Here is a 25,808-nt window from a genome sequence, read left to right as displayed (position 1 = left end):
ACGGAGCGTGGCATGCGGTATCAGGTCCTCGGTCCTCTCGGGCTGTGGCGCGGCAGCGACGAGATCCCCCTCGCCCCTGCGAAGTGGCGGATGCTGCTGGCGGTGCTGCTGTGTGACGCCAACCAGGTGGTCTCCACCGACCGGCTGGTCGCGGAACTCTGGGGCGCCGACCCTCCGCAGAGCGTGGACAAGCTCCTGCAGGGCTATGTGTCGCGGGTGCGGCGGGCGCTGGGGGATGAGTCGGGCCGACTGCTGGTGACCCACGCGCAGGGGTACCGGGCCCACGGCTACCGGCTCGTCGTGGCACCGGGCGAGGTCGACGCCCACTGGTTCGTGGAGCTGATCGAGCAGGGCGGGCGGGAGCTCGACGGCGGTGCGCCCGAGACCGCCGCGGAGCGGCTCGAAGAGGCCCTGGGACTGTGGCGCGACGCCCCCTTCGCCGACGTACCGCCGACGCCCGCCCTGGAGGCCGAGGCGATGCGCTTTGCGGGGTACCGCACGCAGGCGCGGGAGTCGCGCATCGAGGCCCGGCTGAGGCTGGGCCGCCACGATGCCGTCCTCGACGAACTCGACGCACTGGTGGCCGAGCACCCGCTGCGCGAGGGGCTGCGGGGCCGGCTCATGTTGGCCCTGTACCGGGCGGGCCGGCAGGCCGACGCGCTGGCCGCCTACCAGGACCTGCGGCACCAGCTGGCCGAGGAACTGGGAATCGAGCCGGGCCCGCCCCTGCAACAGCTGCGCCAGCAGATCCTGCGGGCCGACGCGTCGTTGCTGCTCGGGGCCCGGCCGCCCGCCGAACCCGCGAGGGCCGCCGAGCGCAGGCCCGTCGTGGTGCCCAGGGAGCTTCCCCACCTCAGCGCCACCTTCGTCGGCCGCGCGGGCGAGAGCTCGGTGCTGCACCAACTGCTGCAGGACGGCGACGAGGGCCGGGTGGCGATGGCCGTGATCGACGATGCCGGCGGGGTGGGCAAGTCGGCTCTGGCCATCCACACCGCCCACCAGCTCGCCGAACGCTTCCCGGACGGCCAGTTCTACGTCGACCTGCACGGGGCCACCGCCGGGCTGACGCCCCTCGAACCCGGTGAGGTGCTCGGACGGTTCCTCGCGACGCTCGGCGTTCCGGAGGTGGCCATTCCCTCCAACACGGAGGAGGCCGCTGCCACGTTCCGCTCGCTGGTGGCCGACCGGCGGCTGCTGGTGGTGCTCGACAACGCGGCCGGCGTCGAGCAGGTCCGGCCGCTGCTCCCCGCCGGTCCGGGCTGCGCGGTGGTGATCACCAGCCGCGAGATCCTGACCTCCCTGGAAGGCGCCACCCATCTCCATCTCGGCGTCATGTTCCACGACCAGGCGACCGCTCTGCTGGAGCGGCTCGTCGGCAAGGAGCGGGTGGCCGCGGAACCCGAGGCGACCGACGCGATCGTGCAGATGTGCGGCCGTCTCCCGCTCGCCCTGCGCATCGTCGGCGCCCGCATGGCAGCCCGCCCCAGCTGGCCCCTGAGCGCCTTCGTCGAACGGCTGACCGACGCTCAGAACCGCCTCGACGAGATCCCGGGTGGGCGATGTCGGTGCGCGCCAGCTGGTTCCAGACCATCGACACCCGGACTATCACGGTGCCCACCATGAACGGTCACGAGTCGACCGGGATCCAGATCCTCGCCCGCAAGCCCACATCGCCATGAGCGCAGCTCAGATCCACGGGTATTGACAATTACTCTCCCGCACTGGCGGCTCCTCTCTCTGGGGCCGCTTATGAGCTAACGCATTGCGGCCTCCAGGGGGCGAAGATCCGGAAACGGCATGACGGCAAACGCCGGGCTGAAGCGCTCGCTGCAGCGCCCCAGGGGCATACTCGGTGTCGCGTCTTCACAGCGCCCGGCGTCCGTCAGCGCCCCGCGGCGCGCCAGGCCGGATGCAGGTGCAGCAGGCTGTGGTGCAGCGTCGGCACCACAGCCCGTTGTGCGTGAGCGACACAACGACGGCCGGCACGGGGCGGTACCTGCCGGACTTCTCCGGCAGATACCGTCCCCCGAGCGAGAGGGCAGGAAGTCCGGCCGTAGGCCTTACGGACAGAACCCGCTGATGGCGCGTTAGCATGTGCCCATCACCCTCTCGTGAGCCCCCGCTTCACACCGAGGACCATAGGCCCCTCGAACGCCAGGTTGCAACATGTTGCCGCGATGGAGCAATATGGCGCACCAAGGAGGTGGGCGGTGGAGGAGCAGCACGCACCCGATACATCCGGGTCGCGGACCTTGGACGACCACGTTCACGCGACGAAGGCCGATATCGCCGCGCGACTTCGTTACATCCGCAGGAGCCACCCCGAAGGACCGTTCAGCCTGGCCAAACTCGCCGAGCTCGCCGGGGTGTCAAAACGCACCCTGGCGTCAGTCGAGTCCGCCGAGGGTGCCAACCTGACCATCGAGACGCTGGTGAAAGTCGCTCACAGCCTCGGCATCCAGCGCTGTGCCTACTTCCTCGATGACGAGGTCTTTCAGCAGGTCAACAAAGAGCTGGAATTCCTCAAGGAGTTGCGGGACAGCAAGGCTGCGGGCCTTGCCCTGCGAACGTCGCACGCGCAGCCCGTCGCCACGACCACCGACCAGGTCTCGCGGCTCCTGTCCGGGATCATCGACGCTGCGGCGCAGGCCCGCGATTCGCTGCGCGGCGTGCTGCCGACCGGAGACGAGGTGCGGCACACGTCCGGTCAACAACCCCCCACCAACACGTGACACCGAAACCGCACCCGATGCCGTGCTCCGCTCGGGCAGGCCGCTGCCGAAGCCGCTGCCAGAAGCAGACCGGCTCGGGGCCGCAAGGTGTGGCCATATGCCACGCATGTGACGGCAGTTTCCATCGGTGTCCGATCGCAGAGCAGGGCGACACCATGACCACACGGAAGGTCCGCAAACGGTGCGAGGCGCTCGTCAGCGCGCTCGACATCCCAAGCCCGTTCTCCGCCGACGCTTTCGTGGACGAGCTGTCGGTGCGGCGGGGCCGGCCGATCCGGATCCACACTGTGCCGATCGGCTCTGCCATCAGCGCCTGCGGGCTGTGGATCGCCGCCGATACCCACGACACGATCTACGTCGAGGAAAAGGCCACGAAGTTCCATCAGGAACACATCGTTCTCCATGAAGTCGGGCACATCCTGTGGGATCACCGCATCACTGACCAGGAGACACGCGGCGCGCTCTCCACGCTGTTGCCGAGCATCAGCCCCGACATGATCAGCCGACTCCTGGCCCGCACCAACTACTCCACTGAGCAGGAGCAGGAAGCCGAACTTCTCGCCAGCCTGATCCATTCCACCGCAAGTATGCGCGCTCCCTCGCCGTCGGCAGGTGTGCGCGGCGCGCTCGAGGCCGCCCTCGGGATCCGCAGGTAGAGGCCATGGACTTACAAGTGATCCACGACCTGGGGTACCGGGCAGAACTCCTGGGCGCACTGGCACTGTGGCTGGTGATCCTCCTCCGGCTGCCCACCGCCCGCCGCTCTCATCAGCAGAAAATGCTGCTGATGGCCGTAATCGGCATGGCGGGGTCGATCACCGTCTATCTGGACCCTGTCTCCGCCGCGCTGAACCACACTTTCACCTTCGCCCAAAGCTGCGGCCTGTTCATGAACGCGTGGGGTGTCCTCAGCTCGGCCCTCATACTCGACTTCGTCCTCGCAGCCATGGCACGGCGCCGTCCCTGGCTGATCTACGGACCGATGATCGTGACAATCGCCGCACTGATCGTGCTCGACTACACCATCGACCCGCATGCCGGCTGCGTCAATGCAGAGGCCGTCCCCTGGTACAGCCCCTTCTGGTGGCTGCTCGTCAGCGCTCACCTCGTCGGCACAGTCCCGTGCGCTGTGCTGTGTGTGCGCTACGGCCGCCAGGCCCGTGACGACCGGCCCCTGCGCACCGGCCTGCTCCTGCTCGCCGCAGGCTTCCTCTCCTCCAGCGTGTTCTGGTGCGTCGTTCTGGCCTTCCTCCTGACTCGACCGGCCTGGCTGGGCGAGCTGTTCCCCGACAACATCGGGCTCACGGCTTGGCTGATGACCACCGGGGTCGGTCTGCCACTGGCTCTTACCGCCCATCGCACGGTCCGCGACGCGCAAGCCATGTGGCGCTTGTACCCCCTATGGCACGACCTCGTCGAAACCGTCCCACACATCGCCCTCGACAAACCGCGCAGCCGGATCCGCCAAGTGCTCGGCAGCCCGCACACGATCCATCTCCGGCTCTACCGCCAGGTCATCGAGATCCGCGACGCCCTGCTCATCCTGCAGGACTACGTGACCCCCGAGACGATGGAACACGCCCGCCGCCACGTCACCACCCAGGACCTTCCCCAAGAGCACGTCGAGGCGGCGGTCACCGCCGGCTGGCTGCACGCCGCGCTTCAGGCCAAAGCCGCCGCAAGCGCGCCCCGGCCGAACCCGCTCGCCACCGCACACCCCAGCGAAGACTGCCTGCACAGCGAGGCCACATTCCTGCTCGCCGTTCTTCGAGCCCGCACCCTTCCCGCCGTACGCTCCTTCGCCGCACAGCCCACCGCCCATTCCGCCCAGACGAACCGCAGCGATCAGCAAGTCCCGACCATCTCCCACGACTTGCCCGACTCCCACGATTAGGCGACACCCTTGACACAGCGCCCCGCCACCACCCCCTACAGCACTGGCATGCTGAGCAACGACGCCCCCCGCGAACGTGACCGCTTGGAGTCCATCCAAGGCAGCGTCGACACCTTCACCACCGGCATCCTCGATCGCCTTGGCATCCAGCCAACCTGGAATTGCCTGGAACTTGGTGCAGGCGCCGGCTCCATCGCCTACTGGCTCGCCGCGCGCTGCCCGGACGGCCGAGTCGTCGCGGTCGACCTGGACACCCGCCACCTCGATGCCGACCGCGCCACGAACCTGGAAATCCAGGAAGCGGATATCACGCACGAGGATTACACGCCCGGCACCTTCGATCTCATCCATGCCCGCTATCTGTTCTGTCACCTGCCCAACCGTGACGACATGCTCACACAGGCCGCCAGTTGGCTCTCTCCCGGTGGCTGGCTCATCATCGAGGAGCCCTACGACCTGCCGGCCGATCACTCCCCCTTCCCCCTTATCCAACGCATCCTCTCCGCCTACCAGCACACCTACCGAGAACACGGCGCCGACATGTCCTGGGCCCGCAGCCTGCCCTCCCTCCTCGCCCGCAATGCACTCAACGAGGTGAGCTACTCCGGAAACCTGGGCTGCATGGGTGGGCTCGAAAAGGACCGCTGGGCTCCACTCATCGACCGGGCTGCCCCCGCTCTCCTGGCCAGTGGCCTCGTCACCGACACTGACCTCACCGAATTCGCCAGCCTATTGAAGGATCCGGGGTTCATCGACATTCCTCAAATGACCATCTCGGCATGGGGCCGTCGCCCGGCCGACGCCCGATCCCGCAGGTGATCGTGCGGTGGCAGGTGAGGGTGCAGGACGCCTATCGGGGCGACATCGAGGGTCAGTTGCTGTCCACCGGACAGCAACTCGCCATCCTCTCCGCTGGAAAGGGGGCTTCCGTAAGAACCAGCCGAACGGAGTGATCCCCTCGATCCGTACGTACGACAGCAATGAGAGGACCTGGAACGATCCCATGCCGGTCCTCTTTCAATGGGCGGTCAGCGGAGAAACCCGCCGCGTCTCGGAACAAACGGCCCTGACGGAGACGCTCGACGCATCCGGACTGGTCGACAGCACCGGTGCCCCCCTGCACTTCGCACCGCATGACTTCAGAAGGGATCTTCATCACCGACGCCGTCCTCAACGGCCTGCCCCCACACATCGCCCAGGTCATCGCCGGCCACGACAGCCTCAACACCACCATGGGCTACGCGGCGATCTACCCCGCCGACGCGATCGAAGCGCACCGTGCCTTCATCGCCCGCGGCCGCGCGACCAGGCCGGCCGATGAGTACCGTGCTGCCCCCCGGGGAGAATGGGACGAGTTCCTCAGCCACTTCGAACGCAGGAAGCTCGCACTCGGAGAATGCGGACGGGCCTACGGAACGGATTGCAGTCACGAACACGCTTGCGTGCGCTGTCCGGTCCTCATCGTGAACCCCGTTGAGCGGTCTCGCCTCGAAGAAATCCGAAACAACCTGCACGCGCGAATCATCGAAGCCGAGCGCGAAGGGTGGCTCGGCGAAGCCGAAGGGCTCCGTTGGAAGTCCTCCAGGACGCGGACGAACCGCACCTCAGCATGCTGCACCCCGCCGTGGTGCAGCGCAGGGCCGCGGCATCCCGCAAGGTGACCGAAGTCCGCGGCTTCGACGTCCAAGAGGCATTTCAGCAGGCCAAGCGACTGCTCCGGGCAAAAGCCGATCGTCATCAGGTCAAGCAGGCCGTGGCCGAACTGCGTCACGCCACTGCGGCTCTCGCACGAGCGGAGGAGCGCAACGCCGAGGCGCTCGTGCTGTATCAGGACCTCAAAGCGCAGTTCGACGAGTCCGGCATCATGCCGTCGACTCCGTACCAGCAAGCCTGGCACGCTTGCGGCTGCCACAGTCCCGGTTCACGGCTGGTGGCTCGGGCGACGGCCCTGGGCACTCAACGCCGGCTCTCACATCGACGCTCAGATCCTGGCCATAGTCGAGGTCATGACAGTCCTGGCGTCCGAAGGGCCGTTGTTCATCGCAAGCGGCGAGCCACTCGCCGTTCGTACCGTTGGACTGGTCCTGAGGTCCGGCCGTCTGCCCATGGACAAGCCCTACCGGAATGCCTCCTCTGTCGCCCGTCAGCGGGCTGGCCGGCCTCGCCGGGTCGACAGCCGAGGTCCGCGTTGCGCACACCGGCTCCCGATGGAAGCCGGAACGAAAGGCAGCCGGCCGTTCCGCACGGGCCGTCCTCCCGCCCCTGCCCACGGCCAAGAACAACAAGACAGCCCCGCCTGCCGAGGTCCATGCCTCAGACCCGACGATACTGCTCGGCGCCGACGCGGACCTCGGACAGCCCTACGGCCTGAACGTCAAAGAGGATCAGATCACCCTGGTCCCAACCAGTGACAGCACAGCACCTCGCCGAAGGCTGGGTGCCGATGCCCGGGCATGCCGGCGGCGTGTTCGACGACCTGACGCGGTTCGCAGACAAGATCAAGCTGCGTGTCCACCACGACGGCCTTGCGCTGAGGACCATCCCCGGGCAGCAGCAAGTCCTTGCAGACCGCCCCGAGGGGCCGGCGCCTGACCGACATCTCCTGGCCGAGCAACCTCAGCCCCGGGACACTCCTGCACTGCACGTGGCGCCGGTACACCCAGGAGCTGAAACGCCACCAAGCCGTTGAAGCTCCCGATCAGTGCGGACGGGAACTGGCTCACCCACGAGTACGACCTTCGGGTACTCACCCGAGACGGCCTCAGCGTCACCGCTCCGGACGGCCTGTCCCAGCGGCAGTTGGTGATACGCACGCTGCGAGGGCTCGGTTACCTCGATGAACATGGCCGAGCACTCCTGACGAAGGAAGACCTGGTCCGAAACGTCCTGAACGACGTCATGGCACACCATCAGAAAATGACGGTGCAGGGGGTGGAGGGGGCCATACGGGACCTTCTCGGCAGCGGTCGACTGGCCAAGGTCCAGGGCAGCCGGAACCGCATCGGACACCTCACGTATCCACCGCGCGCCGGCGAACCCAAGGTAGACCTGCTGTGTTGGACCCCGTCAGCGCCACGGCCGCATCACGACGAGCCGAAGGGCGAGGGAGGACTCCCGGAGCACCTGCTTGTCAGACACGAAGTTCGGGGACACCTGAGGAAGATCGACGGTGATGCGTCCCCAAGACGCAGCCGATGCCTTCCGACGCGACTACGACCTCACCCGTCTCGTCGGCAGCAATGTCCTGCCCGCTGGAACGACCTACGTCCGCCGGCACGAACGGGGCAAGTGAGGGCCGCATCCGGATCTCTCCGAGTTACCCCGTGAGCTCGCGTCGCCACAGATGACCGCGTACGAGCTGGAGGAGAAACTCGTGAATCTCCATCGCTCCACGCGTCCCAAGCCCCGGTTCGTCTGGGGCCCCGCCGCGTGTGCCACGCGCTGCGCGGCCTGCCGTGCCTGGTCCTCGTCGTAGATGGTCTTGAGATAGAGCTGCTGACGAGAGTTCAGCGCGTGGATCGCGGCGTAGTCGACGGCCATGGTTGCCGCCTGCTGCGGCACGTACCCGACGAAATCAACTTCGCCACCAAACCGCAGCCGGCCGCCGCCATCCTCACCCGCGCCCGCAAACTGGGCATACGCCCCCGCTGGTTCCCCCGGGACGAGGTCTACGGCGGCAACCCAAAGCTGCGCTCCGCGCTCGAAGAGCGCCAGGTCGGCTACGTGCTCGCCGTCGCCTGCTCACATGAAGTCACCACGGCGCGGGGACGTTCCGCGCGGATACCCTGGCCGCGAAAGTGCCCAAACGGGTCTGTCCAGTGAACGGGTCTGTTCCGTAGTCGGTGGTGACGGTGAGTGCTCGCCTGTGATCATTGAGCGTGCATGATGCGAACGCGCTTGTAGGGACGGACCGGAAGATCGCACGTGCTGGATTAGAGGTGTCGCAGTGGCGGCGGTGGATTGCGTGCGGGCCGCTCTGACAGCGGTCCGTTCGGTCTGGGCTATGAAGGTTGCCCATGTGAGCGAACGTTGTCGGTCAACGTGGGCGGGGACCATTGGCCCAGTCCATTGTCTTTCCGTCTACTGCATTGACGTTTCCCCCACCACCGGAATGCCCCATATGTGTGGAGCTCTGGCCTGGTGAGTACCGGTCAGGCGCTCACTACATGTGGCGGATACCGGAGTGTCGACGCGAAGAGGTGATAGTCGCCTAACCCGGCCACCGGATAAGTTTCCGGACGGCTGGCCAGCCACCGCAGCTCCTGTTCGACTGTTCGGAAGGGACAACGCTCATGCTCAAGGTGAAGAAGGCCATCGCCGCCGCCGTGCTGGCGGGCGCCGCGATCACCGGTTCGGCCGCGGCCCCGGCACTGGCGACGCCGGCCCACGGCAGCCTGGTCAACGTCGAGGCCAACAACCTGCTCAACGGCAACCAGGTGGTGCTGCTGCAGAACGTGTCCGTGCCGGTGGCCGCCGCGTTCTGCGGCGTCGACGTCAACGTCTTCTCCGCCCAGCTCGACAAGGGCAAGGCGTCCTGCCCCGCCCAGACCAACTCCAAGCAACTGGCCTGGGCCGTCTACAACTGACGGACACAGCGGCAGACAGACCCCGCTTACGGGGCCTGTGAGCACCGGCGGGGTGGCAGCAACCAGCTGCCACCCCGCGCCCGTGACCGTCGACCGAGACGACGAGCTTGGGGCGCGACCCGGTTGTGTGCACGCAGAAACTGCCTTCCTGCTGTGGTGACAGAAGCCCCGGCAACAGCATCCGCAGCAGTTCAAGCGACGGCAGCAACGGCTCATCGCCGAGCTGAGCGCCCTCGGGGTCGACACCTCCGGCCTCGCACCCGCTTGATTTCCCGTACTCCAGCCGTACTGCCGGGGCAATCAGCCCTGCCCTCGTGTGTTTCGAGTCAGCTCCTCCGCGACTGCCGCCTGAAAGGCGACGGCGTCCACCACGCCATGCTCGCCATCACCCGTCTGCACAACCTGACCCTCGCCGGCTGACGAAGAAGGCACATGTCATCGAGCACGCCGTAGATCATCTACGGGACAGCCCTAGACAAGCCTCACCATCCCTGCTCAGAGGGAACTTTCGCGTTTCTGAAAGATCCGGACACAGCGGTAAATGAAACGCGCGGGTTAGGGACCGCGGCGTACCCGTCCCTGAGATCGCGGGCAAGCTCACCATCAAGACCGGCAAGAACGCGGGCAAGAACCCCCCGGTCGCCTCGCTGTACCGCGCACTCGCCGAAGCCGAGCAGGCCGAGGCACCGGCCGGGCCGGAGATCATCGCCCCGCGCCGGCCGGTGCGGGTGGACCTCACCGGCCCCGGCAGCGGCACCGACCCCGAGCTGATGGAACGCCTCCAGCGCCAAGTCCTCGATCCCGCCGACGACGTGCTGCACACGCTCGTTGAACAGGCCGAGGCCCCAGACGAACGACGTCGTGGCGGCGCTTCTGGTGCAGGCCCGGGGTAAAAGGGAGGACGCGTGATCCGGGGGCCTCTCGGGTCACCCGGCGCGCTGGGTTGTCTCTCCGGCCTGAGCGGGTACGGCGGGCAGGGAGACGGTGCAGGAGGCGCAGCGTCGGGCCTGGGCGGGTACGGGGCTGAGGCATTCGGGGCAGTCCCGTTTGGGGGCCTGGACGTCTTGGTGCGGGGCGAGGTGTTCGTGGAGCTTGTTGATCGGGAGCACGACCAGGAAGTACAGGGCGCTGGCGAGGAGGAGGAAGCTGATCGCCGCGTTGATGAAGGCGCCGTACGGGAACTTGGTGGCGCCTACGGTGAAGGTCTTGCGGCTCATGTCGCCGGTGGCGCCGGTGGCCAGCCCGACGAGTGGTGTCAGGAAGGCGCTGACGAAGCCGTTCACCACGGCGGTGAACGCCGCCCCGATGACGATGCCGACGGCCAGATCGACCACGTTGCCGCGCAGAATGAAGCTGCGGAAGCCCTTCACTTTCTCACCCCTAAGAGACTCTTGACGTCGACGGGCGGCACCGAAAGCGCGGTCAGCCCACCGCCTTCACCTCGGATGCCCTGCCACCCCTCACCCATGCCGGCTCCGCTCAGCGTTGAGGTCAGCCGCTGACGAGTATCGGGCCGGCCGGGGCAGAGAGTGTCTGGTGAGCGTGGGGGCAGGGCGTGGCAGACGTGGTTGTGGGAATGCGCATGCGGCGCAGGAGATCACGGGTGGTGCGCTTGTGCAGCGTGCTGCGCCAGGTCAGTCCCGGGTGGCGGGACCGTAGGTGTGACAGCGCACGGGTGCCCAGGCCGGTGCTGTGGAAGCGTTCGTCGATGACGACGGCGGTGATGACACCCTGGGCGCAGTCAGTGCAGACCCGGTACCGGACCTGGCCGACGACCTGGCGGGTGTGCACGAGGAGCAGGCATTCGTCGCCCGGGCCGGGGTCGTCCGGGATGTGCGCGGACAAGAAGTCGATTGCCCGGTAGGCGAGGACGCGGCGGCGCAGGCGGCCGGTGCGCCGGCCTCGGCGTGAGTGCTTGGCGCGGTTGTGACCGGGCGGCGATGTCTCGGCTGTGGAGGCCTGGCCGATGAGACTGCTGCTGGTGGGACGCGCATGTAGTCCGTGCATGACGTCTCATGTGCCCGAACAGCCGACGGATACCCGTTCCAGCGCACGGGGCACCCCGTTCCGCCGCGGGCCGGTGCTCCGGCCGGGCCCCGGTAAGCAGCGCGGGCCGCAAGCCGACGGCGGCGACGATTCACGGCTACCGGTGGCACGTCCTTCTGATGCAGGCGGTGCAGGAAGAGGACGGGATGGGGATGTCCTCGAACGGGGTAGGCGAGCGGGACGACGCGGGGCGGTCCGGCGCGCTGCTTGAGGGAGGGCCAACGTATGCAATTCGACGACGATGCTGCTCTGGACACGTCCGAGGTCGAAGACGGGCGGGGAGGTGCGCTGGGCGGGATCCCGGGCGGCGGGAAGACCATCGGCGGGGGACTGGTCGGGCTCGTGGTGCTGGTCGCGTCCGTGCTCTTGGGTGTCGACCCCGGCATGTTCGGCTCGGGCAGCAGCGACACGTCCTCGTCCGGCAAGTCAGCTGCGGACCTCGCGGCGGACTGCCGGACCGGTGCCGACGCCAACCGCAAGGAGGAGTGCCGGATCGTCGCCGTGGTCGACAGCGTGCAGGCATTCTGGAAGCAGACGGAGACAGCCGCCGGCAAGCCCTACCAGCAGGCGCCGACGTTCCTGTTCACCGGCAGTGTGAACACCGGCTGCGGGAACGCGACTTCCGACGTCGGCCCCTTCTACTGCTCAGCCGATGACAAGGTCTATCTCGACCTCGGCTTCTTCAACGACCTGAGCAGCAAGTTCGGCGCCAAGGGCGGCCCGTTCGCCGAGGCCTACGTCATCGCACACGAATACGGCCACCACTTCCAGGACCTCAGCGGAACGATCTCCCGCGGCAGCGGAAAGGGCCAGAACAGCGGCTCGGTGAAACTCGAGTTGCAGGCGGACTGCTACGCCGGAGTGTGGGCCCACCACGCCACCACCACCCCCGACCCCAAGAGCGGTAAGCCACTGATCACCGACTTGACGAAGGACGACATCAACCGCGGGCTGGACGCGGCCGCCGCCGTCGGAGACGACCGTATCCAGCAGCGCTACCAGGGCAGGGTCACACCCGACACCTGGACCCACGGCTCCGCGAGCCAGCGCCAGCAATGGTTCTCCACCGGCTACCGCTCCGGCCGCGTCGCCAGCTGCAACACGTTCAGCTGACCACGCTGACAACCACGGTGCGACGCCCGGCTGTGGGCCGCCGCTGGTGGGACAGCCAGGCGTCGAGCGCCGCCACGGACCTTCCACCTGCGGCCAGGTCTCCTTCACCCAGCCCGCCACGGCCTCCTCGTCGCGCTCGATGGCTCGGCGGGCCGGGACCTGGTGGCCGAAGCCGTGCCGGTGCAGCATCCGCGCGATCGCCGACAGCGTCATGGTCTTGTGGAACCGGCGCCCGATCAGCGTCTTGATCCGCGCCGGCGTCCACGTCTGGTCCGGCCAGCCATGCGCGACCGGCCCCTTGGCAAGCTCCTGCTCGAGCACGGTGAACAGGGCCTCACTCAGCCTGGGCCGTGAGACGGGCCCGGCAGAGCGCAGCCCCTCGGTGCCGGCGTCGTACCAGGCCCGGCGCCAGCGCTACACCGAGCGCACACTCACCCGTAAGTCCTTGGCGACCTCGGCGTTGCAGGCACCGGCAGCGAATCGCTCCGCGGCCTCCAGCCGGATCCGCTCGCGAAACGCCTGCCGTTCCGGCGTCAGCCCACCACCCTGCGGATATCTCACACAACAGGCATACCGCGACGATCACACATCGTCAGCCCCCAACGACACCACACCGCAAAGGTCAGTAACTGCCCCCTGGGCCGCGGCATCGCCCAACAGCCCGCAGCGACGCCAGCCCGGAGAGCAGCCACGCCCTGGTGCCCGTGCCGAAACGCCGGGCACCACACAGCCGCGGGCTCGGCGCCCCTCCTGCGAGCCGGGCCCGGCCCCTTCTCGCGCTCGGGGCCGCCCGGGACGCCTACGCGGTCGGGTGACTCAAAACCCGCGATCAGGGAACCGGAAGAGATGCCCTGCCCCATAAGGGGAGGGCCGGGTCTCCCGACGCCCGGCTCCCTCACCGGAAGAAGGACCATGATGGCGCACGAAGACGACGGTGGGCAGGCCGTGCCGAACACCCCGGGCATGCGCTCCGACGGCGACGGCGTCACACGCCGCCGTCCGCTGCGCGAGCGGCACGTCGAGGAGACGGTCGAGGTCGCGGTGCCGGTCCGCACGGCCTACAACCAGTGGACGCAGTTCAAGACGTTCCCGCGCTTCTCCACCGTGGTGCGCGACGTCGAGCAGATCAGGCCTACCGTCACCGCGTGGACCATCGGCTACGGCCCCCTGCGTCACCGTTTCGCGGTCGAGATCGTGGAACAGGACCCTGACGCCTACCTGGCCTGGCGTGGCCTGGAGCAGCACCCCACCCACCAGGGCGAGGTCGAGTTCAGGCCGACGGAGTCCGGTGGCACCGCGATCACGGTCCGGATGCTCCTCCGACCGCAGGGGGCCGCGAAGGTCCTCACCCGCTCGTCCAGGGTCGTGGGGCTGACCGTGCGACTGGTGCGCGGGGAACTGGTGAGCTTCAAGCACTTCATCGAAGGGCTCGGTCAGGAGGGCGGTGCCTGGCGCGGCACCATCCGCAACGGCCGGGTTCAGCACGACACCCCGGAACCGCCCAGGAGCCGTGTCGCCCAGTGGCCCGTCGGCTGACCCACGTCCCGCACACGGCAAGAGAAAGGCCAAGCGATGCAGAACCCGCCCGGTGAGGAGCCGGAGACCTCCCTCTCCGTGACACCGCCGAAGAAGTGGGCGGCTGGGGTTCCCGCCGTCGTGCACGCGCTGGAGTACTCCCTGGAGCAGACCTCGCCCCGCAAGACCGGGGTCGACCTGCTCACCATGAACCAGGTGGGCGGGGTCGACTGCCCCGGCTGCGCGTGGGCGGACCCCGCTCCGGGCCGGCGCCATCGCAATGAGTACTGCGAGAACGGCGCCAAGCACATCAACGACGACGCCACGACGCGCCGGATCACCGCCGACTTCTTCCGCGAGCACAGCGTGTCCGATCTGGCCGCCCGTTCCGACATGTGGCTCAACCAGCAGGGCCGGCTCACCGAGCCGATGATCAAACGGCCCGGGTCGGACCGCTACGAGCCCATCGGCTGGACCGACGCCCTGGGCGTCCTGGCGCAGGAACTCCGGGGTCTGGACTCGCCCGACGAGGCGGTCTTCTACACCTCCGGCCGGGCCAGCAACGAGGCCGCCTTCGTCTTCCAGCTCTTCGCCCGCGCCTACGGCACCAATAACCTGCCCGACTGCAGCAACATGTGCCACGAGTCCAGCGGCTTCGCCCTGAACGAGACGCTGGGCGTCGGCAAGGGCACCGTGAGTCTCGACGACCTCCACCACGCGGACCTGATCTTCCTGGTGGGGCAGAACCCGGGCAGCAATCACCCGCGGCAGCTTTCGGCCCTGGAGGAGGCCAAGCGCAACGGCGGCCGCATCGTGGCGGTGAACCCGTTGCCCGAGGCGGGGCTGCGACGCTTCAAGAACCCGCAGAAGCCGCGTGGGGTCGTGGGGCGGGGCACCCAGATCGCCGACCGCTTCCTGCACATCAAGCCGGGCGGGGACCTCGCCCTGTTCCAGGCACTGAACCGGCTGTTGCTGGAGGCGGAGGACGCGCGTCCCGGCACCGTCCTGGACCACGACTTCATCAACGCCCACACCTCCGGTTTCGAGGAGTTCGCCCGGCACGCCCGCACCGTCGACTGGGACGACGTGCGCGCGGCGACGGGACTGACCCGCGAGGAGATCGAGAAGGTCCGCGACGAGGTCCTGCGGAGCGAACGCGTCATCGTGTGCTGGGCGATGGGCATCACCCAGCACAAGCACGGCGTACCCACCATCCGGGAGATCGTCAACTTCCTGATGCTGCGCGGCAATCTGGGGCGCGCCGGCACGGGCGCCTGCCCGGTGCGCGGCCACAGCAACGTCCAGGGCGACCGCACCATGGGCATCTGGGAGCAAATGCCGGACACCTTCCTCGATGCCCTTCAGGAGGAGTTCGGCTTCGATCCGCCGCGCCCGCACGGCTTGGACTCGGTGAACTCGATCAAGGCGATGCTGGAGGGCCGCGTCAAGGTCTTCCTCGCCCTGGCCGGGAACTTCGTGCGTGCAGCGCCCGACAGCGAGGTCACCGAGAAGGCGATGCGTTCGTGCCGGCTGACCGCCCACATCTCCACCAAGCTCAACCGCTCGCACACCGTCTGCGGCGACACCGCCCTGATCCTGCCGACGCTTGGGCGCACCGAGCGTGATGTCCAGGCCGACGGCGAGCAGTTCGTCACCGTCGAGAACTCCATGAGCGAGGTGCACACCTCCCAGGGACGACTCGAACCGGCCTCGCGCGTGCTGCTGAGCGAGGTCGCCATCCTGTGCCGGCTCGCCCGGCTGAGCCTCGACGGCGAGGGGAACATCCCCTGGGCCAAGTTCGAGGGCGACTACAACACCATCCGCGACAGCATCTCCCGGATCGTGCCGGGCTTCCACGACTTCAACGCCCGGGTGACCCGTCCGGGAGGCTTCCAGCTACCCAACCCGGTCAACGAGGGCGTGTTCCGGACCGAGACCGGCAAGGCCCGGTTCACCTGCAACGAGCGGGTGGTCCCCCGAGCCCCCGAAGGTCACCTGCTGCTGCAGACCCTGCGCTCGCACGACCAGTGGAACACCGTCCCGTACACCAACAACGACCGCTATCGCGGCATCCACGGCAGCCGCCACGTGATCCTCGTCAACCCGGCCGACCTGTCCGAACTCGGCCTCGCCCAAGGCGATCGCGTGGACCTGGTGAGCGTCTGGGAGGACGGCACCGAGCGCCGGGCCGAGAACTTCGAGGTCGTGTCCTACCCCGCGGCCAAGGGTTCGGCCGCCGCCTACTACCCGGAGACGAACGTCCTGGTGCCGCTCGACAGCGTCGCCGACGTAAGCAACCAGCCCACGTCGAAGGGCATCGTCATCCGCCTCGAACCCACGGGCGACCGATCCCGGCCAGCACCCGTCTGACCGAAACCGCCGACGCCGCGGGACCCGTTGACAGCAGCGGGCCCCGCCGTCCGTCCAGAAGGTGTTCCTGGTTGGGATCAGCAGGCACTCGGAGCGTGAGGATCGCATCTTGGGGATGCCTCTCCTTGATGCTCGATGACTCGGTTCGTTGTCGCGGGGTGCTGCGGCGGGTTGTTTTGATCGCCCGGGTTGGGGAGCGGCTCGCGCCTCGTTGAGGCGCGGGCCTGCGCGGCGCAGAAGCACTCATGCAAGGAACGGTGCGGTCAGGTTCGTGGTGAGTGCTGCCAGCCGGGCGCGGGCCTGCGAATCGTATGCCTGTGGGTGTGCGGGCTGGTCGTCGTATCGGTCGGAGTACTGTCCTGTGGTGTTCTCCAGATTTGGGTCAGCGATGAGACGTAGCGTCGGCTGAGCACCGTCGTCGAGGCTTGTGGCCGGGGTGAAGCCGCTCTGCCGGACCATGGAGGTATCCATCAGGTGTGCTGGGTGCAGTGCATTGACGGTGACCTGGTGGGGCGCCGACTCGGCTGCCAGGTCGAAGGTGGCCATGATCAGGGCTAGTTTGCTGCGGCAGTAGGCGTGCACTCCGTCGTAGTCGCGTTCCATCATCACGTCGTCGAAATGGATGGGCATCTGCCCAGCCGAGGTGACGTTGACCACCCGCGAGGGCGCCGAGGCGGCCAGAAGCGGGAGGAGTCGGCGGGTGAGAACGTACGGCGCCAGGTGGTTGACGGCGAACCGTAGTTCGTGGCCCTGGCGGCTTGTCTGCCGAACGGTCGGGTCGAAGCCACCGCCCACGGCGGCGTTGTTGACCAGTACGTCGAGCCGCGGCTCGGCGGCGAGGACGGCGTCGGCCAGCGTGCTCACCTGCTCAAGGTCGGCCAGGTCGGCCCGGTAGGTACGCACCGAGACTTCAGGGGCCTGCGCCCGTATCTCGTCGGTGGCCGTTGCAAGCCGCTGCCGGTCGCGTCCGTGGAGCAGCAGTGTGGCGCCGCGAGCTGCCAGGAGCAGGGCGAGGCGGAGCCCCATCCCCTGGGTGGCCCCGGTCAGCAGGACCGTCCTTCCGCGCAGGTCGCGCGGAGTAGCTGCGTGTTTATGCATGCTTCCAGAGATACCAACGTCTTTATATATATTCCAGCCTTGATTCATCTCAAGGGTAGGTAAGCTGAGCGCATGGAGATGCCGCCGCAGGTCCGGCTCGGCCTGGACATCAAACGGGCCGAGCAGGCGCTGATGGCCGCCAAGAGCAGCGCCGTGCGCACGGCCGACCTGACCGTCGCTCAGTACGCCGCCCTGTTGGCCATCGCCCAGCACCCCGGGATCTCCGCTGCCGCGCTGGCCCGCGACTGCTTGGTCACCCCGCAGGCCATGACCGGGGTGCTCAAGACCCTGCAGACACGCGGCCTTATCGAGCGGATGGTGCACCCCTGGCACCAGAGGGTCCTCGAGACCCGGCTCACCGAGGCCGGCCAGCATGCCCTTACTGCCGCCGATACCGAGGCGGTGCGCATCGAACGCCGCCTTGCGGACGAGTTCACCGCCGAGGAACAAGACATTCTCCGGGCCCTGCTGGCCCGCTGCGTCCAGGCGATCGAGCGAGACCACTGAGCTCGCGATACAACGCCTCTGCATGGCCCTGCTTCGGATCATGTCGCGGAACGGAGGCTTCGAGGCCAGATGAGCGCGCCGCGTAAGTGGAGTCCGGCCAGGTAGCTCTCGGGTGTCTTGTCGTATCGAGTGGCCAGTCCGCGCCACGCTTGATCTTGTTGATGGAGCGTTCCACCGTGTTGCGGTCGCGGTAGAGCTCGGTGTCGTGGGAGACCGGCCGCCCGCCCCGACGGCCCCTGTTCTTGCGGTGGGCGGCCTGGTCGGCCTTCTCCGGGATGACCGCTCGAATGCGGCGCCTGCGCAGGTAAGCACGGTTGGCGCGAGAGGAATACGCCTTGTCGCCGGCTACGGCATCGGGCCGGGTTCGCGGACGGCCGACCGGGCCATGGACCTTGACCTTCTCCAGCACCGGGATAAAGCGGGGGCTGTCGGCCGCCTGCCCCTCGGACAGCTCGAAGGACAGCGGACGGCAGCGGCGTTCGGCGGCGAGGTGGACCTTGCTGGTCAGCCCACCGCGCGAGCGGCCCAGCCGAGCGGCCTTCAGTCGGGCCCGGCGCCTACGCCGCAGCAGCCGCCGCTCGTCCCGCCGAGGGTCGCCGGGCTCGCCGTCGCCTGAGGCGTCCTGCGCCTTTTGCCCCTGCGCCCGGCCCCTTTTTCATCGGCAACGGCCTCTTCGAGGGCAGCCAGTACCTCCACGCTCACCACCATCCCGGCCGCGTGGTGGTGGGCGCGGGCCACTGTGGAGTCCACGCTGACCAGCGACAGGTCCACCTGTCCCCGTCGTGCCGCTCGCTGATCATCTCGTCCATCAGCTGTTCGAAGACGCCGGTGTCCCGCCACTGCAGAAACCGGTGGTAAACGGTCTGCCAGGCGCCGTGCTCGGTCGGCATGTCCCGCCAGGGGCTGCCGGTGCGGATCCGCCAGATCACGCCTTCAAACTGCGGCCGCAGCCGCTCGGGGTATGGGACGAACCCGCCTATCGGCAGGAACGGTTCGACCAACTCCCATTCATCATCAGTGAGTTCTGCACGAGCCACGCAGGCGCACTACGTGGCCGTGGTGAAGAAGAACCGGCCGCTGCTGCACCGCCAGCTGCGCCGTCTGCCGTGGCGTCAGGTCCCGCTCGCGGACCGGCTGCCCGGCCGTGACCGCGGCCGGGCCGAGGTCCGTCGCCTGTAGGCCCTGACGGTGAACACGCTGCGCTACCCGCACGCGGTGCAGGCCCTGCGGATCATCCGGCGCCGCCGCGATCTGAAGACCGGCAAGACCGCCCTGGAGACCGTCTACGTCGTCACCGACCAGGCGGCCGAGCAGGCCGGTCCCGCCCAACTCGCCGATCTCGTGCGTCGCCACTGGCACGTGGAGAACAAGATCCACTGCGTGCGGGACCGCACCTTCCGCGAGGACGACTCCCAGGTGCGCACCGGTGCCGCACCGGCCAACCTCGCCACGCTCCGCCACCTCGTCATCGGCGCCTTCCACCGGGCCGGCTACGCCAACATCGCTCACGCGCGGCGCGATCACACCGCCCCGGAGGCCGCGCTACGGCTGTTCGGACTGCGCTGAGCCGGACAGAACCGGACGATCCTCAAACACGCCGGGGCCCTGCGGGTGTCGGCACGCCATCTCGACAAGGCGATGTCGAGGGACACCATCCCGGCGCACACCTTCGACCGCGTCGAGAAGCTGGCACCCGGCGAGATCGCGGACGTCGAGATCGACATGCTTCCCGTCGGCCTGGTCTTCTACCCCGGCCAGCAGCTCCGGCTCGTCATCAGCGCGCACAACCCCTTGGGACCGATGATGCCGACAACGCGCCAATACGTCCCCGGAACAGCGGACAGCACGTCATCCACTTCGCGGGCCCCCGCGCCTCCTACCTCCAGCTCCCGGTCATGATGCCCGGTCGCGGAGGTTCAGCAACCTGATGCGGTGCCTGCGCCGTCCGCGCGCATCCGCGGACGGCGCGGGCGCCCCGCTGACGTCCACTCTCGGATGCCGGGATCAGCCTGCGTGCTGTGCTGGTGGTTCACGGAAGCTTGGCCGGCTCCGGATCCGGGAGCCGATGGAGGTCGAAGTGACTGAGCCTGGCGGTCAGTCGATGCCTTCGATGATGCGGAAGTCGCGCTCGACGCCATCGGAGAGGGCGACCAGCGCCTCCTGGTAGGCCTCACTCTCGTGTGCCGCGAGAGCCTGTTCGAAGCTGTCGAACTCGATCAGGACGGTGCGCTCGGCGATTCCGGCGTCGTGGGCGGCGACCCGACCGCCACGGGCGAGGATCCGCCCGCCCCCGAGCTGGACGGCCGGACCGGCCAGCTTGTTGTAGGCAGCCAGCTTTTCAGGGTCTGAAATGGTGCGGTAGGCGCTGACCCAGTAGCCCTTGGGCACGGAACCTCCAGTGTTCGTAAGTGCACATCTGACTTCGAATATACAATTCAGATCAATCGCACCCAACGACGGGTTGCCGGGGCGATTCGGAGCACGCGCAGGTCAGGTCGAACCCGTACACCATCTCCATGGACGCAACCGTGGCGCGCCCGGTTCGCGGCTGACCGGCTGGCGGGCCTGGCCGACGAGCCGCGGCCGGGCCGGCGCAAGACGGAATTGGTCCTGACCGAGGCCGAGCGCGCGCAGTTGACGCGCTGGGCCAAGCGGGCGAGGGCCGCACAGTTCCTCGCCTTGCGTGCCAAGATCGTGCTGCGCTGTGCCGAGGGCGGGACGAACAATCAGGTCGCCGCCGAACTCGGCATCGCACCGGGAACGGTCAACCGCTGGCGGGCGAGGTTCATCGCCCAGCGCCTGGACGGCCTGCAGGACGAGCCGCGCCCGGGCCGTCCGCCCTCGATCCTGCTCGACCAGGTCGAGGACGTGGTCGTGGCGACGCTGGATTCCACTCCGAGCCAGGACACGCACTGGTCTCGGGCCTCCATGGCTGCTCGCACCGGGCTGTCGAAGTCCACCATCGGGCGGATCTGGAAGAAGTTCGACCTCAAGCCGCACCTGCAGGATGCCTTCAAGCTCTCCACCGACCCGCAGTTCGTCGCGAAGGTCGTCGATGTCGTCGTCCTGTATCACAACCCGCCTGAGAAGGCAGTGGTGTTGTGCGTGGACGAGAAGAGCCGGATTCAGGCGCTGGACCGCTCTCAGCCGGTGCTGCCGGGCATGCCTGAGCGGCGTACCCACGACTACCTGCGGCACGGCATCACCAGCCTGTTCGCCGCGTTCAACATCCCCGACGGCACTGTCATCGGTGAACTCCACCGCCGCCACCGGGCCATCGAGTTCAAGAAGTTCCTGGTCACGCTAGACAAGGCGGTCCCCGCCGGACTCGATGTGCACCTGGTGTGTGACAACTGTGAGCCACCCACAACACCCCCGAGATCAAGACCTGGCTCGGCCGACACCCCCGCTTCCATGTCCACTTCACCCCGACCGGCTCCTCCTGGATCAACCAAGTCGAGAGATGGTTCGGCCTGCCGACCGACAAGCTGATCCGCCGCGGAGTCCATACCTCGATGAAGGCGCTGGAGGACGACATCAGGGCCTGGATCGACTCATGGAACGACAACCTCAGGCCCTTCACCTGGACCAAGACCGCCGACAACCTCACCAAAGTCACTCCGCCCACCACCAAAAACCAGCGAGAGACTTAAGCCCGAGATTTCCGGCGCACCACACCAACGTCACTGGACGATCCGTCGCCGGGGGCTGGGTGAGGGTGCACTTTTTTCGGCGCTGTCACCGGTTCCCGGCCCGCCTGCCGTCCAGCAGTCCGTGCAGGTGCGCGGCGGCATTTTGGATATCCGCGTATTTCTGCTGTCCGGCGCGTACCTCGGCGGAGAGCACACCGCAGCGGTGGACACGATCGAAATCGCCGTATGGGAACTTGTACCGGCCCTTGGTCTCGTTTCCCATCTCGTCGTCGATGCCCAGGTACCACCTGGCGTACTCGGCGAATCCATGCTCCTCGAGGTAGGCATTCTCGTCCGCTGCCGAAGGCCGGTGCTCGCTCCACTCGTCCCGGTCGTCCAGGACGATCCGGCCCTCTTCGGTCAGTTTCTTTGCGTGGCCGAACGCCATCGCGTTCAGTTTCACCGTCATGCCGTTTACCGCCCTATCGACTGTCGTGTTCAGATGTCGGCTGCTGCAGACGGGATGTCCTGCCGCGCCTGCCCCATCAGCTCGTCCAAGTCGCCGACCTCTTGAGCGAGTTCCCGCGCGCGCGGCGCGATCTGCTGCAGCCATGTCGCAGTGGCCAGGGCCAGTTCGACGGCCTCCCGGGTCCGCTCCTCGCCGAGCAGTTTCTCGATCTTGAAAGCAATGCTCGCGAGCGTGTCGTCATCGGTGGCAGGCACCAGGTAGGACTCCAGGCCCGGCGGATACGGTGTCCGCTCCCGGTACTCACGCATCGCGGTCACGACCGCGGGCACCGCGCTGTACCGGTCGAGGAGGCCCATGAAGACGTACAGGCGGGCCACCAGCCGTGGCAGGCCGGGGTGCCGATCCAGCCAGGCCATCAGCTCGCGCTGATCACCGAAGTGGTCCATGATCTGCGACATCGCCTCCGCGACCCGGTTGGGCCAGGTCCAGTGGAAGGGCAGCAGCCGCGCCACCTGATGGGCGAGCGCCGCCTCGCCCTCCGCGTCCAGCGTGCCGGCGACGAATTCGGCGACCTGCCTGTGGTCCAGTCCGTAGTCGGCCGGCGCCGCCCGGTCCTGTGAGCTCTGCGACGAGTTGTGGCGCAGACGCAACAGCTGTGTGCCGATCTTGCTCAATGTCCGGTTTCGCATTGTTCCTCCCAGCTCACGATGTGTTCTTCATCGTCCGGAGCGGTCGAACGGCCAGCTCCTGCTCGGATCCATGCGACCGCCCTACCACCCCCGCAGCTCGCCGGACCGCAGCGAACGCAGCAGACCTCCCAGCGTGGTCCGGTCGCGCCGGCGCCGGGCTTCCGGGCGGTCCTCGGTGTGCGAGGCGCGCAGGCGTCTGAGTTCGTTCATGAGTCGTAGGTCGGCGAAGGTCCGGCACAGGGAACGCGGGCCGACGGCGCCGTGCTCTACGGCGTCCAGACCGCTGCGCAGGACCAGCCTGGCGCCGGGTGCCGGACGTCCCCGCGGATTCACGCGCAGGCTCTCCGCGGCCCTGGCCAGGGCCGCGTCCACATCGGCGGTCTGGTGATCAAGTCGCCGCGCGGCCGTGCGGTCGTCGGCGATCCGCTGGTCCCGCCCGCGCGCGGCCTGCCGTACGTCCGCGGGGCGGAGGCGGACCGGTTCGTCCTGGGGCGCCCACTCGCCCCGCCAGGCCGCGTCGGCTTCCTCGGCGGTCAGCGGCCTGGCGATGTTCTCCAGGGACTGCTGTTCGGCCTTCACCCCGAAGACGACCTCGGCCACCCCGCCGAGGGCCATGGCCGCCGCTCCGATGAAGAAGCCGATGGCCACGAGGGTGGTGTTGCCACTGTGAATGAAGTGTCCGAACAGCAGCGGCCCGGTGATGCCGCCCACGGCGGTGCCAACGGCGAAGAACATGGAGATGGACAGGGCTCGGGTCTCCATGGGAAGACCTCGCTGACGATCAGGTAGGCGGAGCTCGCTCCGGCGGACGCGACGAAGAAGGTCAACGAGATCAGAAGGAAGAACGACCAGACCGTCAGCGAGCCGTTGACCAATAGGACGGCGAGGACCACCGCAACGGCGGCCGAGCCGAAGTAGGTCCCCGCGATCATCGGCTTGCGGCCCACGGTGTTGAACAGCGGGCCGAGGACGTTGGCGATCGCGAAGATGGCGAGGAAGTACGGCACCGAGCTGGAGCCCACGCCGAAGAACCCGCTCCTGTCCGTGGGCCCTTCGAACGAAGTCCGAAGCTCCGCCGTCCTCGTACCAGTGGAACAGGTGAATGGGCTTGCCTCCATTACTGGGGTGCACCACGGCGCGCCCGCCCGTTGACAGGGTCTGCAGGAAACGCGGCCGCATCGCCACGCCGCGACGGCCTCGGCCGGGTCAATCCGCGCCGGCATGCCCAGCACGCCCGCCCTGGTCGTCGGCGTCCTGACGGCGGCCCTGCTGCTCGACTTCGCCTCGCCGGAGGCGTTCCTGGCCATCGGCACCACCTGCATCGTAACGCTGTATCTCGCCTATGCGATGGTGACCGGCCCGCTGCTGGTGCGCCGCCTGCGCGGGCAGTTCACCCTCGACGGCACCGACGAGACGGGGGCGCCGCTGTTCTCGCTCGGTCGTTGGGGAGTCCCGGTCAACGCCCTCGTCCTGCTGTATCGCCTGCTCATGACCGCCAACCTGGCCACGCGCCGCGGTGTACGACCCGGCGGGCGGGCACTGGTACTTCCGGTGGTTCACCGTGCTGTTCCTGCTGTTCCTGCGGGTCACGGTGGTCCGCGGGGGCGCGTGGCGGCTCACGTGGGTCCGGCAGGCCGTGGCCGCCCCCGCTCCGCCCGTACCGGAGCCCGCCCCGTGGGGCTTCGGCCCGGACTCGTCCAGGCAGGTCCACCAGGGCCGGACGGCTCGCCCTGTCAGGCCGAGGCAGTCGCTCAGGGCTGCGGCTACCGTCGTGAGGAGAGCAGATTGCCACCGGATCCGTGGGGAGAGCAGATTGCCACCGGAGGAGGAACGACGATGGCCGGTACCGAAACGCTCGACCGCAGCACCTGGGAGACCGCCCTCAACCGGATGACCGAGGAACACCAGGGGGAGTTCGTCACCATCGAGGTACTGGACCCCGAGGTCGGGCACCAGTACGAAGCCAACCGGCTGCCCTTCGCCGCCATCGTGTACGACCCGAAGGACGACGTAGTGGCCGTCTCCGTCGGCGGACGGTCGCCGCGCTACCCCGTCGTCCTGCGGCACCTGGTGTGGCACCCCAGGGAGATCGACGTCGCCACGCGGGACATTCCCGAGCCGGCGGTCCGGACAGTCGACAAGGACGGCACCGCCACGCTGATCACCTTCTTCCCCCAGGAGTCCGGCACGGAGTCCTGACCCCTGACCCCTGAGGCGCGCCCGCCGCCGGCAGCCGTCGCGGCACCTCGTGCGCTGGGCCGTGATGCGACGCAAGACCCGGGTCCTTCCTCCTCCCCTGCCCCAGCGCCACGGGGTGGACCCGGTGCCGGTGCGCCCGCCTGCGGGCCGTGGGCCACCCTGCGCGAACACCGGGTGGAGCGGTCGTCGGGGGCGGCGCCCGGGATGGTCGAGGAAATGTTCCGGGCGGCTCTGCCCGTCGGCGCCGACGGGCAAGGGGTGGCCTCGGACGCCTCGTTCGTGGCGGGCATGGTCGTATGGTTCCACCTGGAGCTGCCGTGCCGTTCCCGCTGGTGGTCGAGCGAGTGACGGGAGTTGTCCTGTCGCGGGCGTCGGTCTGGCGTCTGCTGACCAGTCGGCTGGGATGGAGTCTGCAGCGGCCGGAGCGCCGGGCGGTGGAGCGGGACGAGTCCGAAATCGCCCGCCGGAACGCACCTCAAGCCCGGCAGCTATGACATCGCCGCCCTCATCGGGGTCCTTGAGCAGCTCAAGGTGTTCTACAGCGGAGAGCGGGTGGTGCTGGTCCGGGACGGGCTGTCCACCCACCGGAGCCGGGCCATGCGGGCCCTGGGGCGCCGAACAGGACTGGCTGACCCTGGAGCGATTACCTGCCTACGCGCCCGAGCTCAACCCGGTGGAACTGCTGTGGTCGTCGCTCAAGAACCGCGAACTCGCCAACCTCGCCGGCGACCACCTCGCCGATGTCGCCGACGCCACTGAGCAGGCCATCCACCGCATCAACCAGAACCAGCAGCTGCCCTGGCGCGTCCTCACCCACACCGGCCTGACCATCCACCCACCAACCCCCCGAACTAACGAAAAGGTCAGTAACTGATCATTTCAGAATGAGGAAATGATCAGTAAGGTGGGAACGCCCTGCTACGACAGGACTGCGTGGCCCCGGACGGCCCTTCGCCGT

General features: G+C 68.1%; 25 protein-coding genes and 7 pseudogenes. 22 read left to right on the top strand and 10 right to left on the bottom strand.

Translation table 11 applies throughout. The annotated features are described in order from the left end of the window. Nucleotides 1-12 precede the first annotated feature (12 nt). The 9 genes and pseudogenes from ACFZDC_RS34890 to ACFZDC_RS34850 all read left to right on the top strand — a co-directional run. A complete protein-coding gene (locus ACFZDC_RS34890; RefSeq protein ID WP_391330140.1) occupies nucleotides 13-1,623 on the top strand; it encodes a BTAD domain-containing putative transcriptional regulator in 1,611 nt (536 codons plus the stop codon). A gap of 587 nt (nucleotides 1,624-2,210) precedes the next feature. Beyond that, on the top strand, nucleotides 2,211-2,732 hold the full coding sequence (locus ACFZDC_RS34885; RefSeq protein ID WP_391330138.1) for a helix-turn-helix domain-containing protein: 522 nt from the start codon (nucleotides 2,211-2,213) through the stop codon (nucleotides 2,730-2,732). 155 nt (nucleotides 2,733-2,887) lie between these two features. After that, complete coding sequence (locus tag ACFZDC_RS34880; protein WP_391330136.1) at nucleotides 2,888-3,388, top strand: hypothetical protein; 501 nt, start codon at nucleotides 2,888-2,890, stop codon at nucleotides 3,386-3,388. A 5-nt stretch (nucleotides 3,389-3,393) separates the two neighbouring features. Next, on the top strand, nucleotides 3,394-4,626 hold the full coding sequence (locus ACFZDC_RS34875) for an MAB_1171c family putative transporter (RefSeq protein ID WP_391330135.1): 1,233 nt from the start codon (nucleotides 3,394-3,396) through the stop codon (nucleotides 4,624-4,626). Nucleotides 4,627-4,674: 48 nt separating this feature from the next. After that, the gene (locus tag ACFZDC_RS34870) at nucleotides 4,675-5,445 is read left to right on the top strand and encodes a methyltransferase domain-containing protein (RefSeq protein WP_391330133.1); all 771 of its coding nucleotides are present in this window, start codon (nucleotides 4,675-4,677) and stop codon (nucleotides 5,443-5,445) included. A 314-nt stretch (nucleotides 5,446-5,759) separates the two neighbouring features. After that, the gene (locus tag ACFZDC_RS34865; RefSeq protein ID WP_391330132.1) at nucleotides 5,760-6,287 is read left to right on the top strand and encodes an integrase; all 528 of its coding nucleotides are present in this window, start codon (nucleotides 5,760-5,762) and stop codon (nucleotides 6,285-6,287) included. 1,906 nt (nucleotides 6,288-8,193) lie between these two features. Beyond that, nucleotides 8,194-8,432, top strand: a pseudogene (locus ACFZDC_RS34860) (transposase); the annotation flags it as partial. A gap of 486 nt (nucleotides 8,433-8,918) precedes the next feature. Beyond that, complete coding sequence (locus ACFZDC_RS34855) at nucleotides 8,919-9,212, top strand: hypothetical protein (protein WP_391330130.1); 294 nt, start codon at nucleotides 8,919-8,921, stop codon at nucleotides 9,210-9,212. A gap of 327 nt (nucleotides 9,213-9,539) precedes the next feature. Then, nucleotides 9,540-9,632: pseudogene (locus ACFZDC_RS34850) on the top strand (IS5/IS1182 family transposase); the annotation flags it as partial. Nucleotides 9,633-10,138: 506 nt separating this feature from the next. Here ACFZDC_RS34850 and mscL read toward each other — a convergent pair. Together mscL and ACFZDC_RS34840 are read right to left on the bottom strand one after the other, a co-directional pair. After that, a complete protein-coding gene (mscL, locus tag ACFZDC_RS34845) occupies nucleotides 10,139-10,582 on the bottom strand; it encodes a large conductance mechanosensitive channel protein MscL (protein ID WP_391330128.1) in 444 nt (147 codons plus the stop codon). Nucleotides 10,583-10,703: 121 nt separating this feature from the next. Then, entirely contained in the window at nucleotides 10,704-11,219 is a 516-nt protein-coding gene (locus tag ACFZDC_RS34840; protein WP_391330127.1) for a hypothetical protein, read from the bottom strand. Between the two features lie 264 nt (nucleotides 11,220-11,483). On the opposite strand from ACFZDC_RS34840, the gene ACFZDC_RS34835 reads away from it, so the two are divergent. After that, nucleotides 11,484-12,371, top strand: a complete 888-nt coding sequence (locus ACFZDC_RS34835; RefSeq protein WP_391330125.1) for a neutral zinc metallopeptidase — start codon at nucleotides 11,484-11,486, stop codon at nucleotides 12,369-12,371. A gap of 33 nt (nucleotides 12,372-12,404) precedes the next feature. On the opposite strand, the pseudogene ACFZDC_RS34830 reads toward ACFZDC_RS34835, so the two are convergent. Beyond that, nucleotides 12,405-12,932: pseudogene (locus ACFZDC_RS34830) on the bottom strand (winged helix-turn-helix domain-containing protein); the annotation flags it as partial. A 354-nt stretch (nucleotides 12,933-13,286) separates the two neighbouring features. On the opposite strand from ACFZDC_RS34830, the gene ACFZDC_RS34825 reads away from it, so the two are divergent. Both ACFZDC_RS34825 and ACFZDC_RS34820 read left to right on the top strand, forming a co-directional pair. Then, on the top strand, nucleotides 13,287-13,907 hold the full coding sequence (locus tag ACFZDC_RS34825; RefSeq protein WP_391330185.1) for an SRPBCC family protein: 621 nt from the start codon (nucleotides 13,287-13,289) through the stop codon (nucleotides 13,905-13,907). A gap of 36 nt (nucleotides 13,908-13,943) precedes the next feature. Beyond that, nucleotides 13,944-16,256, top strand: coding sequence for an FdhF/YdeP family oxidoreductase (locus tag ACFZDC_RS34820; protein ID WP_391330123.1), 2,313 nt, complete (start codon nucleotides 13,944-13,946; stop codon nucleotides 16,254-16,256). A 243-nt stretch (nucleotides 16,257-16,499) separates the two neighbouring features. On the opposite strand, the gene ACFZDC_RS34815 is transcribed toward ACFZDC_RS34820, so the two are convergent. Then, nucleotides 16,500-17,354, bottom strand: a complete 855-nt coding sequence (locus ACFZDC_RS34815; RefSeq protein WP_391330121.1) for an SDR family NAD(P)-dependent oxidoreductase — start codon at nucleotides 17,352-17,354, stop codon at nucleotides 16,500-16,502. Between the two features lie 72 nt (nucleotides 17,355-17,426). On the opposite strand from ACFZDC_RS34815, the gene ACFZDC_RS34810 reads away from it, so the two are divergent. Further along, the gene (locus ACFZDC_RS34810; protein ID WP_391330119.1) at nucleotides 17,427-17,861 is read left to right on the top strand and encodes a MarR family transcriptional regulator; all 435 of its coding nucleotides are present in this window, start codon (nucleotides 17,427-17,429) and stop codon (nucleotides 17,859-17,861) included. 38 nt (nucleotides 17,862-17,899) lie between these two features. Here ACFZDC_RS34810 and ACFZDC_RS34805 read toward each other — a convergent pair. After that, nucleotides 17,900-18,898, bottom strand: a pseudogene (locus ACFZDC_RS34805) (IS5 family transposase). Here ACFZDC_RS34805 and ACFZDC_RS34800 point away from each other — a divergent pair. Genes ACFZDC_RS34800 through ACFZDC_RS34790 form a run of 3 tightly spaced genes read left to right on the top strand, consistent with a single transcriptional unit; the run spans nucleotide 18,879 to nucleotide 19,760 of the window. Continuing rightward, a complete protein-coding gene (locus tag ACFZDC_RS34800) occupies nucleotides 18,879-19,040 on the top strand; it encodes a hypothetical protein (RefSeq protein WP_391330117.1) in 162 nt (53 codons plus the stop codon). The pseudogene ACFZDC_RS34805 and the gene ACFZDC_RS34800 sit on opposite strands and share 20 nt — an antisense overlap. A gap of 9 nt (nucleotides 19,041-19,049) precedes the next feature. Next, on the top strand, nucleotides 19,050-19,427 hold the full coding sequence (locus ACFZDC_RS34795; protein ID WP_391330115.1) for a transposase: 378 nt from the start codon (nucleotides 19,050-19,052) through the stop codon (nucleotides 19,425-19,427). A gap of 18 nt (nucleotides 19,428-19,445) precedes the next feature. Then, nucleotides 19,446-19,760, top strand: coding sequence for a CocE/NonD family hydrolase C-terminal non-catalytic domain-containing protein (locus tag ACFZDC_RS34790; RefSeq protein ID WP_391330184.1), 315 nt, complete (start codon nucleotides 19,446-19,448; stop codon nucleotides 19,758-19,760). A gap of 195 nt (nucleotides 19,761-19,955) precedes the next feature. On the opposite strand, the gene ACFZDC_RS34785 is transcribed toward ACFZDC_RS34790, so the two are convergent. Continuing rightward, nucleotides 19,956-20,249: a DUF1330 domain-containing protein gene (locus ACFZDC_RS34785; RefSeq protein ID WP_391330113.1), complete on the bottom strand. Its 294-nt coding sequence runs from the start codon at nucleotides 20,247-20,249 to the stop codon at nucleotides 19,956-19,958. A gap of 177 nt (nucleotides 20,250-20,426) precedes the next feature. On the opposite strand from ACFZDC_RS34785, the pseudogene ACFZDC_RS34780 reads away from it, so the two are divergent. Next, nucleotides 20,427-21,514 (top strand): annotated as a pseudogene (locus ACFZDC_RS34780) (IS630 family transposase). Between the two features lie 85 nt (nucleotides 21,515-21,599). Here ACFZDC_RS34780 and ACFZDC_RS34775 read toward each other — a convergent pair. The 4 genes and pseudogenes from ACFZDC_RS34775 to ACFZDC_RS34760 all read right to left on the bottom strand — a co-directional run. After that, nucleotides 21,600-21,962 carry a hypothetical protein gene (locus ACFZDC_RS34775; RefSeq protein WP_391330111.1) on the bottom strand — a complete coding sequence of 121 codons (363 nt, stop codon included), beginning with the start codon at nucleotides 21,960-21,962 and terminating at the stop codon, nucleotides 21,600-21,602. Between the two features lie 29 nt (nucleotides 21,963-21,991). Continuing rightward, nucleotides 21,992-22,651, bottom strand: coding sequence for a hypothetical protein (locus ACFZDC_RS34770; RefSeq protein WP_391330109.1), 660 nt, complete (start codon nucleotides 22,649-22,651; stop codon nucleotides 21,992-21,994). Between the two features lie 81 nt (nucleotides 22,652-22,732). After that, a complete protein-coding gene (locus ACFZDC_RS34765; RefSeq protein WP_391330201.1) occupies nucleotides 22,733-23,413 on the bottom strand; it encodes a hypothetical protein in 681 nt (226 codons plus the stop codon). Nucleotides 23,414-23,773: 360 nt separating this feature from the next. Next, nucleotides 23,774-23,830: pseudogene (locus ACFZDC_RS34760) on the bottom strand (hypothetical protein); the annotation flags it as partial. Nucleotides 23,831-23,872: 42 nt separating this feature from the next. Here ACFZDC_RS34760 and ACFZDC_RS34755 point away from each other — a divergent pair. The 5 genes and pseudogenes from ACFZDC_RS34755 (at nucleotide 23,873) to ACFZDC_RS34735 (ending at nucleotide 25,724) form a co-directional block, all read left to right on the top strand. Then, the gene (locus ACFZDC_RS34755; protein ID WP_391330107.1) at nucleotides 23,873-24,850 is read left to right on the top strand and encodes a DUF5335 family protein; all 978 of its coding nucleotides are present in this window, start codon (nucleotides 23,873-23,875) and stop codon (nucleotides 24,848-24,850) included. 216 nt (nucleotides 24,851-25,066) lie between these two features. Next, on the top strand, nucleotides 25,067-25,198 hold the full coding sequence (locus ACFZDC_RS34750) for a hypothetical protein (RefSeq protein ID WP_391330199.1): 132 nt from the start codon (nucleotides 25,067-25,069) through the stop codon (nucleotides 25,196-25,198). After that, on the top strand, nucleotides 25,147-25,344 hold the full coding sequence (locus ACFZDC_RS34745) for a winged helix-turn-helix domain-containing protein (protein WP_391330105.1): 198 nt from the start codon (nucleotides 25,147-25,149) through the stop codon (nucleotides 25,342-25,344). The genes ACFZDC_RS34750 and ACFZDC_RS34745 overlap by 52 nt, the downstream gene beginning before the upstream one ends. Then, nucleotides 25,254-25,517 (top strand): annotated as a pseudogene (locus ACFZDC_RS34740) (hypothetical protein); the annotation flags it as partial. The gene ACFZDC_RS34745 and the pseudogene ACFZDC_RS34740, both read left to right, overlap by 91 nt. A gap of 6 nt (nucleotides 25,518-25,523) precedes the next feature. After that, nucleotides 25,524-25,724: a hypothetical protein gene (locus tag ACFZDC_RS34735; protein WP_391330197.1), complete on the top strand. Its 201-nt coding sequence runs from the start codon at nucleotides 25,524-25,526 to the stop codon at nucleotides 25,722-25,724. The last annotated feature ends 84 nt before the right edge of the window (nucleotides 25,725-25,808 follow it).

It is taken from the genome of Streptomyces sp. NPDC007905 (assembly GCF_042959345.1).
Lineage (GTDB): Bacteria > Actinomycetota > Actinomycetes > Streptomycetales > Streptomycetaceae > Streptomyces.
The sequence above is the reverse complement of the archived record's forward strand: the minus strand, read 5'-3'. Positions and strand labels throughout refer to the sequence as shown.